Annotated in this window: 12 protein-coding genes, 1 other RNA gene and 1 pseudogene; 10 read left to right on the top strand and 4 right to left on the bottom strand. The window is 70.2% G+C overall.

Going from position 1 to position 14,789, the window contains the following annotated elements:
- Positions 1–131 precede the first annotated feature (131 nt).
- Positions 132–695 (top strand): hypothetical protein, encoded by a 564-nt coding sequence (locus ACLEQD_RS21045; protein WP_410386102.1) that lies wholly within the window; start codon positions 132–134, stop codon positions 693–695.
- A gap of 10 nt (positions 696–705) precedes the next feature.
- On the opposite strand, the gene rnpB is transcribed toward ACLEQD_RS21045, so the two are convergent.
- Positions 706–1,099: RNase P RNA component class A (gene rnpB / locus ACLEQD_RS21040), an RNA gene on the bottom strand.
- A gap of 49 nt (positions 1,100–1,148) precedes the next feature.
- The gene (locus ACLEQD_RS21035; RefSeq protein ID WP_410386100.1) at positions 1,149–2,528 is read right to left on the bottom strand and encodes an ATP-binding protein; all 1,380 of its coding nucleotides are present in this window, start codon (positions 2,526–2,528) and stop codon (positions 1,149–1,151) included.
- A gap of 280 nt (positions 2,529–2,808) precedes the next feature.
- Between ACLEQD_RS21035 and ACLEQD_RS21030 the strand changes: the two genes are divergently transcribed.
- The 9 genes and pseudogenes from ACLEQD_RS21030 to ACLEQD_RS20990 all read left to right on the top strand — a co-directional run bounded on the left by ACLEQD_RS21030 (position 2,809) and on the right by ACLEQD_RS20990 (position 13,129).
- Positions 2,809–3,258 carry an AAA family ATPase gene (locus ACLEQD_RS21030; RefSeq protein ID WP_410386098.1) on the top strand — a complete coding sequence of 150 codons (450 nt, stop codon included), beginning with the start codon at positions 2,809–2,811 and terminating at the stop codon, positions 3,256–3,258.
- A complete protein-coding gene (locus tag ACLEQD_RS21025) occupies positions 3,245–4,012 on the top strand; it encodes a tRNA(His) guanylyltransferase Thg1 family protein (protein WP_410386096.1) in 768 nt (255 codons plus the stop codon). Before ACLEQD_RS21030 ends, ACLEQD_RS21025 begins: the two co-directional genes overlap by 14 nt.
- An 85-nt stretch (positions 4,013–4,097) precedes the next feature.
- The gene (locus ACLEQD_RS21020; RefSeq protein WP_410386094.1) at positions 4,098–4,940 is read left to right on the top strand and encodes a formylglycine-generating enzyme family protein; all 843 of its coding nucleotides are present in this window, start codon (positions 4,098–4,100) and stop codon (positions 4,938–4,940) included.
- Positions 4,941–5,156: 216 nt separating this feature from the next.
- A complete protein-coding gene (locus ACLEQD_RS21015; protein ID WP_410386092.1) occupies positions 5,157–5,651 on the top strand; it encodes a hypothetical protein in 495 nt (164 codons plus the stop codon).
- A gap of 46 nt (positions 5,652–5,697) precedes the next feature.
- Positions 5,698–7,461, top strand: coding sequence for an Hsp70 family protein (locus tag ACLEQD_RS21010; protein ID WP_410386090.1), 1,764 nt, complete (start codon positions 5,698–5,700; stop codon positions 7,459–7,461).
- A gap of 103 nt (positions 7,462–7,564) precedes the next feature.
- Positions 7,565–7,657: pseudogene (locus tag ACLEQD_RS21005) on the top strand (hypothetical protein); the annotation flags it as partial.
- Positions 7,658–8,280: 623 nt separating this feature from the next.
- Complete coding sequence (locus ACLEQD_RS21000; protein ID WP_410386104.1) at positions 8,281–9,084, top strand: S16 family serine protease; 804 nt, start codon at positions 8,281–8,283, stop codon at positions 9,082–9,084.
- Complete coding sequence (locus ACLEQD_RS20995) at positions 9,081–11,351, top strand: tetratricopeptide repeat protein (protein ID WP_410386088.1); 2,271 nt, start codon at positions 9,081–9,083, stop codon at positions 11,349–11,351. Before ACLEQD_RS21000 ends, ACLEQD_RS20995 begins: the two co-directional genes overlap by 4 nt.
- Entirely contained in the window at positions 11,348–13,129 is a 1,782-nt protein-coding gene (locus ACLEQD_RS20990; RefSeq protein ID WP_410386086.1) for a tetratricopeptide repeat protein, read from the top strand. The genes ACLEQD_RS20995 and ACLEQD_RS20990 overlap by 4 nt, the downstream gene beginning before the upstream one ends.
- A 6-nt stretch (positions 13,130–13,135) precedes the next feature.
- On the opposite strand, the gene ACLEQD_RS20985 is transcribed toward ACLEQD_RS20990, so the two are convergent.
- Complete coding sequence (locus tag ACLEQD_RS20985; RefSeq protein ID WP_410386084.1) at positions 13,136–13,786, bottom strand: ribonuclease HI family protein; 651 nt, start codon at positions 13,784–13,786, stop codon at positions 13,136–13,138.
- A 29-nt stretch (positions 13,787–13,815) separates the two neighbouring features.
- A complete protein-coding gene (locus ACLEQD_RS20980; protein WP_410386082.1) occupies positions 13,816–14,544 on the bottom strand; it encodes a zinc ribbon domain-containing protein in 729 nt (242 codons plus the stop codon).
- Positions 14,545–14,789: the final 245 nt, after the last annotated feature.

Here is a 14,789-nt window from a genome sequence, read left to right as displayed (position 1 = left end):
GGCGGGGGAGGGGGCGGGGGGCACCTGCGCCAGGAGTGCGTCGAGGGAGGTCGGGGTCTTCATCGCCGCTCCGCATACACCAACGCGCAGTTGGATGCAGCGCCCGTGGCCGGGTAGAACGGCCCTCCGCCATGCGCCTTCCGCCCCTGAACGTCCTGCTGACCGCATCCGTCCTCCTGGGCACTTCCAGCGCCTGCATCGTGGAGGCCCCCGGCGGGGCCAGCGAACAGGAGCGCCGCGCGGCCACCGTCACCCAGGTGCCCCCCCTGTCCATCCGCAGCGGCGCCAACCTGGGCGGCAAGGTGGAGGTGGTGGGCGCCTCCGTGCAGCCGGGCCGCATCCCCGCGGGGGACCAGGCGCGCGTCACCGTCTTCTTCAAGGTGCTCCAGCCGCTGGAGGAGGACTACCTCGTCTTCGTGCACCTGGAGGGCGCGGACGGGCGCATGGAGCGCATGAACGTGGACCACAAGCCCGCGGGCGGCCTGTACCCCACGACGCAGTGGAAGGTGGGGGAGACGGTGAAGGACGAGTTCGTCATCGCCCTGCCGCCGGGCGCGTCGCCGCGCGCGGTGAATGTGTGGATGGGGCTGTGGGAGCCGCGCAACGACGCCCGGCTGCCCATCACCAACCCGGAGGCGGTGCGCAACGATGGCCGGGGCCGCCTCTTGCTGGCGCAGGTCCCCGTGGGCGGGTGACAGGGTAAAAAACCGGAGCGGCCCTGTAAGCCGGGTTCTGTCCCCACCCCTTTCGGGATGGGCGGCGAACATTCATCTAGGGCCCTGGTTGCCCAGGGACCTCATCAGCGAGCAACCCGAACGCATGGGACGGGCCATCCCTGTCCCCTTGCGGGGACGCGCTCCTATTGGCTCTTGCTCCAGGTGGGGTTTACCGTGCCGTCCGAGTCACCCCGGACGCGGTGCGCTCTTACCGCACCGTTTCACCCTTACCCGCCCCCTTGCGAGGACAGGCGGTCTGTTTTCTGTGGCACTTTCCTGCGAGTCGCCTCGACTGGCCGTTAGCCAGCACCCTGCCCTGTGGAGCCCGGACTTTCCTCCCGCCATCCATGCCTGCGATGGCCGGCGTTCACCCGGACCGCTCCGGCACTCCGGGGATACAACAGCCAGCCGGGGCGGGTCCACCTTCACACTTCAAAGATCAGCGGTAAGCGTCCGCAGGTCTTCAGCGAGCCAGCCGCGCGCCCGGATCCGCTCAGCCCGGTCGGGTGCGATTCTCGGTGCGATCGCCACCTTCTCGACCGAGTAGGTGCGGTACCGGGGCAGTTGGGCCAGGAATCGGCCGATGTGCTCGTCGGTCACCGCGAGCGAGGGCTCAAGTTTCGACTCGTCGCGCTTGCACGTCCCGAAACGAATGCGCAGGGCCACGTCATCGACCGCGACCAGATCGATTTCGGTTCCTTGGGCGTCCCAGTAGCCATCGATCCGATGCGAAAGAGCGAAGCCGGGCAGCGCCTTCCTGCTCCGCTCCTCGTAGAGCGTCGCGACGAGCCGCTCCAAACCCGCCCCTTCTGCTTCTTGGAGACGGGCACTGGCCCGCTGGACCAGCACTTCGGTTGGCTGGAAGTTCACCGCGGATACAAACGGCGCCAGCGCGGACAGCCAGGAGCGAAGAAAGTTGTCGCGGACATGGTAGCGGCCTTTGCGCTCCTTCTTCTTCGCGAAGATGGGAAGGCGCCGCTCGATGAGTTCGTAACGTTCCGTGAGGATCTTCACATAGCCGGCGGTCTGTTCCGCGCTCTCCGGGCTGACCTGCCGTACGTGCATATCGAGGTCGCCATTCGAGCAACCGGGATTGCGTGCAATGAACTTCAGGACGACGTCGTAGCGACCGCGGAGCTCATGGAGGAACCAGTTCTCTGCTTCATTGCGCAGGGGCGCTGAGCTCAGGAAGAACATGCGCCGAAGCAGATCCGGCGCGCCGCAGGCGAGGGCACCCTGCTCGAAGCAGTCACGGTAGAACTTGGGCACACCCTCGAAGAGGTTCCACAGGAGCAGGAGGCGCTCGGGATCCCGGTCCGCATGCGCCCTGAGGATCTCCATGATGGAGGCGATGTCGAGGTGGCCCACCTCGATTGTATCGGTCACCCGGTTGTACAGGGGCGCATCGCGATCATCCAGGAGTGCGGTCAGTTCGGCGTGAATGGATCCGAGTACGAAGAGGCCGCCTGGAACATTGGAGGCGGAGGCAGACAGCCGGTCCACCTCGCGCTGGAGATGGGATGTGAATTCGGTCAGGGCCGCGCGATGGAAATATTGGAACTCATCCAGAACGACGACGAATCCCTGTTCAGCGAGCGTGGCGATGGTGGTCGCGAACTCCGAAAGGGTGGTCGGCAAGGGGAATTGCGTGGCATCGATGCCGAACGTTTCGAAGGCGTCGCGAACAGCGGACAAGACGCCGGCTGGGCCCGAATCGGGCACCTGCATATAGAGCACGCGACGATGGATGTTCTGGAGTGCTCGCTGGATGAGCGTCGTCTTGCCGATTCGGCGCCGGCCGCTCAGCTTCACGAAGAACCACCGATTCCGCTGGAGAATCGTCCTCAGTTGCTCCAGTTCGACGTGGCGTCCATAGAATCCCCATTCCATGGCACCGAGCTTAAGTTAACCGCCGTTAAGTTACCAGCGGTCGCCTCTTAACTATTTGAAGATATTGGTGATTTTCGATTTTGGGTGGACGCCCACGTTCCGGGTGCTTCAGCGGGCGGGCGTCCGGGGGCCTGTCGGGTTTCCCCGCGCCTGAGCGTCCCAGGGCTTCCGCGAGCGGCCTTCGCGGGAGGGGAGGGACGGCATGGAAGCGGTCATCTTCACGGGCATCCAGGGGGCGGGGAAGAGCAGCTTCTACCGGGAGCGCTTCTTCACCACGCACGTCCGCCTGAGCCTGGACATGCTCAAGACGCGGCACCGGGAGAAGGTGCTGCTGCGCGCGTGCCTGGAGGCGAAGCAGCCCTTCGTGGTGGACAACACCAACCCCACGGTGGCGGAGCGCTCCCGGTACATCGCCGCCGCGAAGCAGTTCGGCTTCCGCGTGGTGGGGCTCTACTTCCAGTCGAAGGTGGCGGACGCGCTCCTGCGCAACGACCAGCGCCCGGTGGAGCAGCGCGTGCCGCTGGTGGGCGTGCTCGGCACCTACAAACGGTTGCAGGTCCCCAGCCCTGAAGAGGGCTTCGACGCGCTGTTCTTCGTCCGGCTGTCGCAGGACGGCTTCGCCGTGGAGGAGTGGCAACGTGAAGTTCGATGAGCTCGACGAGAAGATGCGCGTGTTCGAGACCGCGCATGACCTGTGCGTGCTGCCCGGCGTGTTCATGGTGGCGCGCATCGATGGGCGCGGCTTCACGCGGCTGACGAAGGAGGTGCACGCCTTCGAGAGCCCCTTCGACGTGCGCGTGCGCGACATGATGGCCGCGACGACCGGGCACCTGATGGACTGCGGCTTCCGGGTCGTCTACGGCTACACGCAGAGCGACGAAATCTCCCTGCTGTTCCACCCGGACGAGGACACCTTCGGGCGCAAGACGCGCAAGCTCAACTCCATCCTCGCGGGGGAGGCGAGCGCGAAGTTCTCGCTGCTCCTGGGGGACCTGGCCGCGTTCGACTGCCGCATCTGCGAGCTGCCGAACGCGGGGCTCGTGCGCGACTACTTCCGCTGGCGCAGCGAGGACGCGCACCGCAACGCGCTGAACGCGCACTGCTACTGGAGCCTGCGCCGCGAAGGCAAGGGCGTGGCGGAGGCCACCCACACGCTCATGCGCCTGTCGGTGGCGGAGAAGAACGAGCTGCTCTTCCAGCGGGGCGTGAACTTCAACGACCTGCCGAACTGGCAGAAGCGCGGGACGGGGCTCTACCGGGAGACATACGCGAAGGAGGCGCGCAACCCGAGGACGGGGCAGACGGTCCTCGCGGAGCGCCGCCGCATCAAGGTGGACTACGAGCTGCCGATGAAGGACGCGTACGACGCGTTCATCCTGTCGCTGCTGGAGGGCGTGGAGCGATGAGCGGGGCGTGTGGAGCCCCCGCCGGACCTGGAGGGCCGTGACGTCCTGCTGGAGTTCCATGCCGTCGCGTTCGAACATGCCTCGGATGACCTCCTTCCTGTCCCGCCCAGCCGTCGCCGTCCTCGGGCTCGTGGTGGGCTGCGTGCCCGCGAAAGAGGGGACGGCTCCAAGCGGCACTCGCGTGGAGCGCGTGTCCCCACCCGAGTCGGTGTGGCTGCCGGCCGGGCGCTTCGAGATGGGCTCACCTGCGGGCGAGCCGGGGCGGGACGTGGACGAGGGGCCCCGGACGGAACTCACGTTCGAGCGCTTCCAGATGGACGTCGCGCCCGTGACGGTGAGGGCCTTCGCCGCGCGACGTGAGCAGGTGCGCGCGAAGGATCCCCAGGCGCGTTGGTGGACCGACGCGGAGACCCCGGGTGATTGGCTCGGTCGCTGCAATCTGGACTCCGAGCGCACGGAGCACCCCATGAACTGCGTGGACTGGCGCGCCGCGCGGGCCTACTGCGAGCTCGTGGGCGGAGCACTGCCCACGGAGGCGGAGTGGGAGTATGCCGTGCGTGCCTCGACGGCCTCCTCCTACTGGTGGGGCGAGTCGTTCGAGGCGGAGCGCGTGGTCGGCTCGGTGCCCTGCGCGTCGCGCGGCTGCCGGGGGGGCACGGCCCCGGTGGTCCACGCCGGGCCGCGATGCAACGGCTGGGGGCTCTGTGACATGGCCGGGAACGTGTGGCAGTGGACCGCCACCGGCTACCAGGAGCGGCTGGGGGAGGACGCGCCCGCGGAGCCCTCCGGCGTGCCCGCGAAGCCCGTCCACCGGGGAGGCTCCTGGCTCAATCACGTGCCCTCCCTGTTCCGGTCCGCCCACCGGGGCCTCGCCTATCCGAAGAACGGTCTGACGGGAGTCGGGTTCCGCTGCGTGCGCCGGCCCTGAGCGACGCGGCGTTGGAGTCGAGGGGCACCCGCAGTGAGACGCAGCCCATCCTGGCGGCCAAGTCCGTATGGCTTGGATGGCGGTGGCCCTCGGGTTCGTGAGGCGCTGTCCTACCCGGGGCGGGGGATTGCGCGTGTTCGCCCGGGTGCCGCAGGATTCGCGCCCACGCCACCGGGTGCCCCTGAGGCACGGCGTGACGGTTTCGAGGGGGAAGTCATGGTCATTTTCGGTTCGAGGCTCTACGGCAAGGTCGATGCGATTCCGGGCCTGGGCTACGTGGCGACGAAGTTCGGTCACATCAACTTCGTGCCGCTCATCCCGCTGGAGGGCTGGCTCGTCATCGCCGAGGAGGGCAACGGCTGGCGCGGGCAGGCCATTGGCATGAGCGGCAAGTCCGTGCTCGTGGCGTGGGCGCGCTTGCTGTTCATCGTCGTGGGCCTGGGCTCGCTGTTCTTCGGCTTCATCGCCTTCTCGAATCACGAGGATGACGCCATCCCCATGGGCCTGTTGGGCCTGGCCTGCATCGGGGGGCTCATCACTTCGTACAAGTGGAAGTGGGTGACCCACGCGTCGCCGGAGCGCGCGATGGAGATCGCCCGGGAGGCGGGAATCAGCGAGGAGGGGCTGAGGCAGCTGCACGGGCTGTACTCGGCCCCGGAGCCCGCCGCCGCCGCCGCGCCGGCCCAGCCGTGGACTCCGCCGGAGTCCTGAACCGTCGCTCGCGGTCCTTCGCTGAAAGCCTCTGGGTTCACCTCACATGAGTCATGTCGTTGGCATCGATCTGGGCACCACGCACTCCCTGGTGGCCGCGCTCGACGGCGCGGGCCGTCCGAATCTCCTCACCAACCGGCTGGGGCAGCGGCTCACGCCCTCCGTCGTGGGGCTGGACGCAGAGGGCCGCCTCCACGTGGGCGAGTCCGCGCGGGCGCAGTTGCTCGTGCATCCGGAGCGCACCATCGCGGAGGTGAAGCGGCGCATGGGCCGCGACCTGCCGGTGATGCTCGGAGACCGGCGCTACAGCCCCACGGAGATCTCCGCGCTCATCCTGCGCGCGCTGCGCGAGGACGCGGAGCGCGCGCTGGGCGGCACGGTGACGGAGGCGGTCGTCACGGTGCCTGCGTACTTCAGCGATGCGCAGCGCCAGGCGACCAAGGATGCGGGTGAGCTGGCGGGGCTCAAGGTGGAGCGGCTGCTCAACGAGCCCACCGCGGCGGCGCTCGCGTATGGCGTGAACCACCTGGACGCCGAGCAGTACGTGCTCGTGTATGACCTGGGTGGCGGCACGTTCGACGTGTCGGTGCTGGAGATGTTCCAGGGCGTGCTGGACGTGAAAGCGTCCGCGGGAAACAACCAGCTGGGAGGCAGCGACTTCGACCAGGCGCTGGCCGCGTGGCTGGGCGCGGAGTTCGAGCGCGCCCACGGCGTGTCGCTGACCGGGAACCTGGCGGCGCAGGTGCGGCTCAAGGCCGCGGCGGAGGCCGCGAAGATCGCGCTCACGTCGGTGGAGGCCACGCCCGTCATCGTGCCGTTCCTCGCGCCGGGGCGGGGTGGGACGCCCGCGTCGCTGGAGGTGGAGGTGACGCGCGCGAGGTTCGAGGCGCTCGTCACGGACCTGGTGCGCTCCACGCTCGAGCCGATGGAGAGCGCGCTGCGCGACGCGAAGCTGTCGAAGAAGTCCATCGCGGAGGTGGTGCTGGTGGGGGGCAGCTCGCGCGTGCCGTTGGTGCGCCGGCTGGTCGCCGAGTACTTCGGGCGCGAGCCGCGCGAAGGCGTGCACCCCGACGAGGCGGTGGCGCTGGGCGCGGCGCTGCAGGCGGGACTGAAGACGGGCGCGGTGAGCGCCGCGCACGGCATCATGATCACCGACGTGTGCCCGTTCACGCTGGGCGTGGAGGTGCAGGCGACGGTGGGACGCGAGCGGGTGGGGGGCGTCTTCTCGCCGCTCATCCCGCGCAACACGACGGTGCCGGTGTCGCGCACGGAGACCTTCGCCACCACGGCGGACGGGCAGCGCGCGGTGGAGATCCGCGTGTTCCAGGGCGAGGCACGGCTGGTGAAGGACAACCTGCTGCTGGACGCGTACACGGTGGAGGGCGTGCCGCCCGGGCGTGCGGGGACGGAGAAGGTCGCGATCACGTTCACGTACGACATCAACGGCATCCTCGACGTCACGACGCGGGTGGTCTCCACGGGCAAGGAGGCGACGCTCGTGGTGGACAAGCGCTCGCAGCGCCTGGGGCCCGAGCAGCGGCTGGAGGCGAAGGAGCGGCTGGCGCGTGAATGGGGCGCGACGCCGGGAGCGCCAGCGCCCGTGGCTGCGGCGACGCCCGTGTCCCCGGAGGCGGACGCGGATGCGCTGCTGACCGCCGCGACCGAGCGGATCGCGACCGCGCCAGCGGGAGTGCGTCCCCGGCTGGAGTCGCTGTGCAACGCCCTGCGTGAGGCCCGTGCGAAGGGAGACCGCGCCGCCGCGGCCCGCCTGGATGCCGAGCTGACCGACCTGCTGTTCGACCTGGGCTGAGCGAGCACGTGCTCCTGACCGAACTCAAGCGCGCGGTGGTGCTGCGTCCGGCCGAGCCGTCGGGAGCGATGGGCCTTCCTGCGGTGCCGCTTCAGGATCCCGCATGCTCCTGACCGAGCTCAAGCGCGCGGTGGTGCTGCGTCCGGCGGAACCCTCGGCACGATTGGCATTGGCCGAAGCGCTCTTCCAGGAGCGCGACTTCCGCGGCGCCGCGGAGCATGCGCGCAAGGCCCTGGACCTGGGAGGAGGCGGGCCCGCGCGCCGCCTCCTGTGCGGAGCCTGGGCTCGCGATGGCAAGCGGGCCGAAGCGCTGAAGCTGCTGCAAACGTCCGTTCGTGAAACGCCCCGCGATGCATCCCTGCGCGCGGAGTTGATCACGCTCCTGGAAGAGGACCGGCCAGACGACGCGCTCGTGCATGCGTTCGAAGCCGCCGAAGTCGCGCCCGGTGAGCTGGAGGCCTGGCGCGCCATCATCCGGCTGTGCGAACGCACGAACCGTCCCTCCGAAGCCATGCCCGCGCTCAGGCGGGCCCGGCTGCTCGCGCCGGAGGACTCGCGCCTCGCGGAGTCGGTGCTCGGTGCGCGTTCCGCGCTCGGACTTCCGGCCACCACCGCCATGCTGGACGCGCCTCCCCTGGAGCAGGCCGCGCAGGCGCTCAAGTTGCCCACGGCGCGCGCCGCGCTCTCCCAGGCGAAGCTCGACGCCGCCGCTGAGGCACTCTGCCGAGGCGCGCTCGCGGAGGTGAAGCGGCACCTCGTGGTCGCGCCCGCTTCGGCCCGGAGCAGCGCCGCCGCGGCCCTGCTTCGCGCGGAGTTGCTGTGGCTGGAGGGACGTCCCGCCGCCCAGGTGGAAGAGGCCCGTCGCGCCGTGGTCGATATGCCCGGTGCCCCGGGGGCCGCCGCGCTGCGGCTGGGAGACTCCCGGCTCGAAGCCGGAGCGCTGGAGGAAGCGCGAGCGCTCTATGCCATCGCGGCGGCGAACGGAGAGTCCCTGGTGGCCGCGGGCCGCGAGGCCGAAGTCGCCGAACGCCGCCGGCTGCTGGCGCGCGACGTGCCGCGGTGGGCCGCGTGGGTGTGCTCGGCTGGCATCCGGGGGGCGGGCATGTCTCGCCGCTGGAGGCGGTCGCGTTGCCCGGGCGCGGCGTGCTGCGGTGCAGTGGCCGCGTGGGCCCCGAGGTCCAGGAGGCCGCGGACGTGGCCTTCAGCGTGGTCCGCGCCCGCGCGACCGCGCTGAGCCTGGGAACGCTCACGACCCGCTACGACCTGCACCTGCACTACACGGACACCGAGGTGGGCAAGGACGGCCTCTCCTCGGGCCTCGCGCTCTCGCTCGCGGGCCTGTCCGCGTACACGCAGCGCCCGCTGCCCGCGCGGCTGGCCGTGACGGGCGAGGTGACGTTGAACGGCGAGGTGCGGCGGGTGGGCGGCGTGCACGAGAAGCTGGTGGCCGCGTACCTCGAAGGCATGCGCGTGGTGCTGCACCCGCGCCGCAACCTGGATGACGTGGCGGCGCTGCCGCCCGAAGTGGCCGGGCGCCTGCGCCTGATCGCGGTGGACAGCTTGGATGAGGCGTGGCGGCTGGTGAACGCGGCCGCGAACACGCCAGGACTGGAGCGAAGGTGAACAACGAGCCCCGCCAGAACCCCTACGAGGTGCTGGGCGTCGAGAACGACGCGGACGCCCGCGCCATCAAGAAGGCCTACTTCGAGCGCGTCCGGCAGAACCCGCCGGAGACGCACCCGGAGGAGTTCCGGCGCCTGCGCGAGGCCTACGAGCTGCTCTCCGACCCGGAAGCGCGTCAGGCCTTCGACGCCAGCGCCGCGCAGCAGGCGGACGGCCCGGAGGCGGTGAACAACGCGCACCTCCAGGAAGCCATCAGCCTGTTCGAAGTGGGAGACAAGGACGGGGGCCGCAGGGTCCTCACCACGGTGCTCACCGAGCAGCCCGACTTCCACGACGCGCGCCTCCTGCTGGGCCGTCACTTCCTCTTCGAGGGTGAGCTCCAGCAGGCGCTGGCGGAGTTCGATGCGCTGCTCGCGCGCGCGCCCGACCACTGGCAGGGGCACCTGCAGCGGGGCTGGGTGTTGGTCCGCCAGGAGCGGCTGAAGGATGCGGCGGACGCCTTCTGGCGCGCGGGCAAGCATGGCCCGTCAGAGGTGGGTCCGCGCGTGGCGCTGGCGGACTGCCTGGAGGCGATGGGGCAGGTGGCGGACGCGCTCAAGGTGCTCGAGCAGGCGCAATCGCTGCCTGGCATCTCGCGGATGGACGTGCTCGCCCTCAAGGTGCGGCGCATCGCGACGATGCTGGAGTTCGGCCAGGACGCCGAGGCCTCGAAGGCGCTGGAACGGCTCGACGCCGAGCTGCCGGAGGGCGCGGACCCCGAGCTGCGCCGCTGGACCGGAGGCCAGCTCTCCTCCGCCGCCGCGCACCTCTTCGCCCAGCAGAAGTCCACGGCCGCGAACCGGCTGCTCGGGTTCGGCCGGCGCTTCAACCCGGAGAGCGCCACCGAGGTCGCGTACCCGACGAGCGTCACCGTGGAGGTGGACGCCCTGCCGGCCGTCACCCGTGAATGGCTGCACTCGGAGGCCGAGCGCATTGGCGGCTGGCGCGTCCTGACGACCTGGGTGATGCCGGCCATCTTCACGTTGGTGTGCGCCACGGCCCTCTGCTTCCTGGTGGCCTTCATCTACCTGAGCACCTCCGAGCGCGATGTCATGGCGTGGGTGGGGTGCGCGGTCATCGCGGCGCTCGGCTTCGGCGGCATGTATTTCCAGGCCCGCTACCTCCTGCGGGTGATGGCCAGCCCCTACGGGCGCTTCAACACCATCCACCCCCTGCATCTGATCCAGGTGGCCATCGACCGCATCACCGTGTGGCCGCTCGTGCACCTGCAGGACCTCCAGTTGGTGGAGCATCAGAACAACGGCGTCTACCAGCACACCAACCTCCAGATGCGCTTCAATGACAAGCGCATGGTCATGGCCGTGCGGGGCAAGGAGAAGGCGGAGGCGCTGGCCCAGGAGCTCATCGCCCGGCGCCGCCGCGTGCTGGAGCTGCTCGGCCGGGGCATGCTGGACGCGGAGAGTGGCGTGGAGCACCTGCCTCCGGCGCTGCTGGCGGGCGCGGACAAGCGAGGCCACGTGCGAGCACTGAACACGCCCTCGCCGTGGCCCGGTGTGTTCGCCGCCGCGGGGCTCGGCGTGTTGCTGGTGGGCGGGGCCGTGTGGCCGCAGCAGCGGTTGTCCGCGGAGCACGCCTGGATGCGCGTCGCGGCGCATGCGGACCTGGGCGCCACGCTCGAACACCTGCGCGCGCGACCCGACCCCCGCTTCGTCCCCCAGCTCCAGGCCCGAGTGGACGAGGAGCTGGGCAAGGCACGGACACGGCTCGAGGCCCGGTTGGATCCAGGCAGCGCCGCCGCGCCGTCTCGCGCGTTCTTCGCGGCCCTGCTGGACGCCGTCTCGCGCTCGCACAGCCGCCGCATCGCCGTGACGTGGGAGGCGCCCGAGGGCACGCGGACGCCTCCCCGGGAGGATCCCTCGGAGCTGCTCGTGAGCGCCTGGCAACGGACGGTGGATGAAGCCCTGGGGCAGGGCGTCCTGACGGTGGACGGAGGACGGAGTTCTCCACGCGAGGGACCGCCGCTGCTGACCCTCCACGTGCGAGAGGGCCTTCAAGCGGGCCCTCCGTCCCGGCGCGTCTGGTCGGTGACGCAGGAAGGGCGGGACCTGCCGGTTCCGGCGCTGGAGCTCGTGGCGGACGCGGCGGATCCGCGTGCCTCGGAGGTCCTCTTCCATGCGTGGGTGGACCGCTGGCACCTGCCGGGCGCGGGCGACCGCCGCCCGCTGTTGCTCACCGCTTCGACGCTCGTCCCGGAGGCCCAGCCGTGAGTGCTCCTTCGACTTCATCGCGCCAGGGCAGGTTGCTGCTCGGCGGAATCGGTGTCTGCGCGCTCGCCATCGTGGGGGCGGCCCGGCTGTTCACCGCCCATGAGCAGGTGCTCTTCGTCAACGCGTTGGACACCTCGGTCACGGTCACCGCGGGCGGCGAGCAGTTCTCGCTGGTGGCGAATGAGCATCGGGTGTTCCGGATGCCCGTCGGGCCGCTGGACGTGGACGTGCGCAGCGGGGAGGCCACGCTGGCGCACGAGACGGTGTTCGTGACGGACGAGGGCGGGTTCTTCGTCTACAACGTGCTGGGCGCGGCTCCGCTCTTCATGACGACGGTCCGTTACGAGCGGGACGATGCGCCCGTCTCCTCGTCCGAGCCTTCGACGCTGGTCGTCGCGGGCACCCCCTTCCTGCGGGTGGGACACATCGACTACGTCCTCACGGATCCGCCCCAGCGTATCGAGATGCGCAAGGAGGACGGCCAGTACACCACGCGCCTCCATCTGGGCCAGGCACCGGGGGGATGGGCCTCGAGCTACGGCTGGCTGATGACGAACCACCAGCCGGCCAAGGCCGCTCGCCTGGCGGAGGCGCTCCTGCGGGCGCTGCCGGAGACACCGGGCGCGGAGAACGCCGCCTTCGTCTCGAGGATGGTGCTCGCGCGCGAGGAAGGGCTCCTCGCGTCGCTCGCCATCACGCGGGCGGAGCGTGACGCGCATCCAGACAACGCGGACGCCCAGCGGACGTGGATGCGAGACATGCGTCGCGCCGGGCGCAATGACGAGGTTCGCGCGTACTACCAGGCCGAGTTGGAGCGCCATCCCGACTCCCTGGTCATGGCCGTCCTGCTCGCGCGTGTCGAGCCCGAGCCTGGAGGGACCGCGCGGCTGGAAGCGTTGGTGCGCAATCATCCCGGGGAGCTGCTCCCCCGCCGGGCGCTGGCGGTGCGGTATGCGCGTCAGCAACGCTGGGCGGATGCGCTCCCGCTGTTGGATGCGATGGAGCAGGGCGACCCGGACTACTCGCGCTACCAGGAGACGCACGCCGAAGTGCTGGTGGCCCTGGGCCGGCGCGCGGAGGCGGCGCGCAGGCTGTCGGAGCGTCTGCTCCAGGCCGGCGCGGAGAATGAGCCACCGGAGCTGGCGGAAGTGCAGCTCTACGCGAAGCTGGTCGGACACGCGTCACAGGACGGCCAGGAGAACTCCGCGATGCGTCAGCTCATCGCGTGGGCCCAGAAGGATCGGCCGGAGGGACAGGTGGCCCGGTGGCTCGCGGCCTCGCTCGGGCAGCCTCCGGAGGCTGATGAGTCGCGCACTCCGCCGGACGATTCGGTCGCGACGGCAGTGCGGGTGATGCTGGCGCTCGCCGAGGAGCCCGAGTTCGCCGCGCGGGCTGCCGCGCACGTCGACTTCCTGGCCTTCCGCCACGTCGGCACCGAGGCGGGCATGCTGCTGGCGGCGGAGTTCGAAAGGCTCGGGGACGCCGCGCTCGCGGCGAGGACGCTCGACGTCTCCGGCGTGGACCTGGGCTACGGCGAGCTGCACGACGTGCTGAGCGGCAAGCTGCCAGTGGAGTCCCTCACGACGCTGGACTGGGGCGAGCGCGCCGCGCTCCACCTGGTCCTCGCGCGCCAGCTGGATGCGCGGGGGCAGAACTCCAAGGCGGCCTACGCGCGCGTGAAGAAGGAGCTCCTGCTGCCCGGCGCGGTCACCATCGCGCTCCAGAAATGGGACCGCCCCAAACCGTCCGGCGCAGTGGCCGGGGACACGGTGCCCTGACGCGGGCTACATCCGCTCGTCGATGGCGCGGTTGCTCATCTCGTCCGCCTCCGCGTTCTGCGCGCGGGGGACGTGGGCGAGCTTCACCTTGCCGAAGGTCGCGAGCAGCTTCTGCGCCTCCTGGAACAAGGGCTTCAGCGTGGGGCTCTTCACCTGGTAGCGCCCACCCAGCTGACGGATGAGCAGCTCGCTGTCCGCGAACACCTCCACCTCGCGGGCCCCCAGGCGCTTCGCGTGCTGCAGGCCGATGAGCAGGCCCATGTACTCGGCGTAGTTGTTCGTCTGGTGCCCCAGGAACTTGCCCAGGCGCGCCACCACCGCGCCCTGCGTGTCCATCAGCACCGCTCCCGCGCCCGCCGGGCCCGGGTTGCCTCGCGCCGCTCCGTCCGAATAGACGCGCACGCGGTTCAACGCGCCACCCGCCGCGGGACCCACGGCCTCGATGCCAGGCACGGTGGAGATGGGCGCCGTCAGCGGGGCCGGCTCCGAATCAGGAGCCTCGGCCTCTCGCGGACCGCCGCCCAGCTGTTCGGCGGCTTCGTCCAGCAGCTGGCCCAGGTGCTCGCGGGTGAGCCCGCGAAAGGCGCGCACCGTCGCCGTCAGCGGCTCCTCACGGGCGATGTGACGGAGGACGTCGACGAGCGAAGGGGTCGGCATGGACGAGGGGAGCGAAGCAGGCTCCGCCGCTACTTCTCGGCGGGCTTTTCCTGCAGCGCTTCGATGGCGAAGATGATGCGGTTGCACGAGGGGCACACGTCGGTGCCCAGCGAGGTGCGCAGCATGTTGTACATCTGCGGGGGCAGGTTCATGTTGCAGCCCTGGCAGGTGCCGGCCACCACGCCCACCATCGCGGGCAGCTTCTTCTTGCGGATGACCTCGTAGCGGCGGAGCAGGGTGGCGTCCACGTTCGCGGCGACTTCCGCGCGGCGCCCCTCCAGCTCCTTCACCTGGGACTCGGACTCGCCCAGCTTCCCGCGCAGCTCCGTCATCCGGCCGGACAGGCCCTGCTGCCGGGTGGCGTAGTCCGCCTCCTTGCCCTTGATGGTCTCGCGAGCCTGGCCCAGCTCCTTCACCTTCTCCGTGAGCGCCTCGGATTGGGTGAGGATGCCCTTCTTCGCGATGTCGATTTCGCGAGCGAGCGCCGAGTACTCACGCGTGGAGCGCTGGTCGGACAGGCGCTGTTCCCACTTCTTCACCTTGTCCTTCTCGTCCGTGATGTTCTGCTCGAGCAGGGCCTTCTGCTTCTCCAGGTCGGCCACGCGTGTCCGCTCGGCTTCGATGCCATTGCGCGCGACCCCCAGCTCCCGCTCCAGCTCGGAAATCTGGCGGGGATGCACGTCCGCCGCCTTCCGGAGCGAGGCGACCTCGAGGTCCACCTTCTGCAGCTCCGCCAAGGCCTTCAGTTTCTCCCGCAAGTTGCTGCCTCCCACACGGCCGCACCGACGCGCGGCTCGGCTCTTGTACCAACAAGGGTGCTGGGGTTCCAACGCGTAAATGGGGAGGCGTCCATCCCTATGTTCCCCGCTTGCCCCTTGAGCGTTTGAATCCGCTTCACGCACCCGTTAGACGAGACCCCGTGTCCAGCCTCCGCCTCCGCCCCCTCCTGGCCCCCGCGCTCCTCCTCGCCGCGGCCTGCCGCGAAGCGCCACCCCCACCGGCC

Origin of the sequence: Corallococcus sp. 4LFB, assembly GCF_046520365.1 — a bacterium.
GTDB lineage: Bacteria > Myxococcota > Myxococcia > Myxococcales > Myxococcaceae > Corallococcus > Corallococcus caeni.
This window is presented reverse-complemented; position numbering and strand designations above follow the sequence as displayed.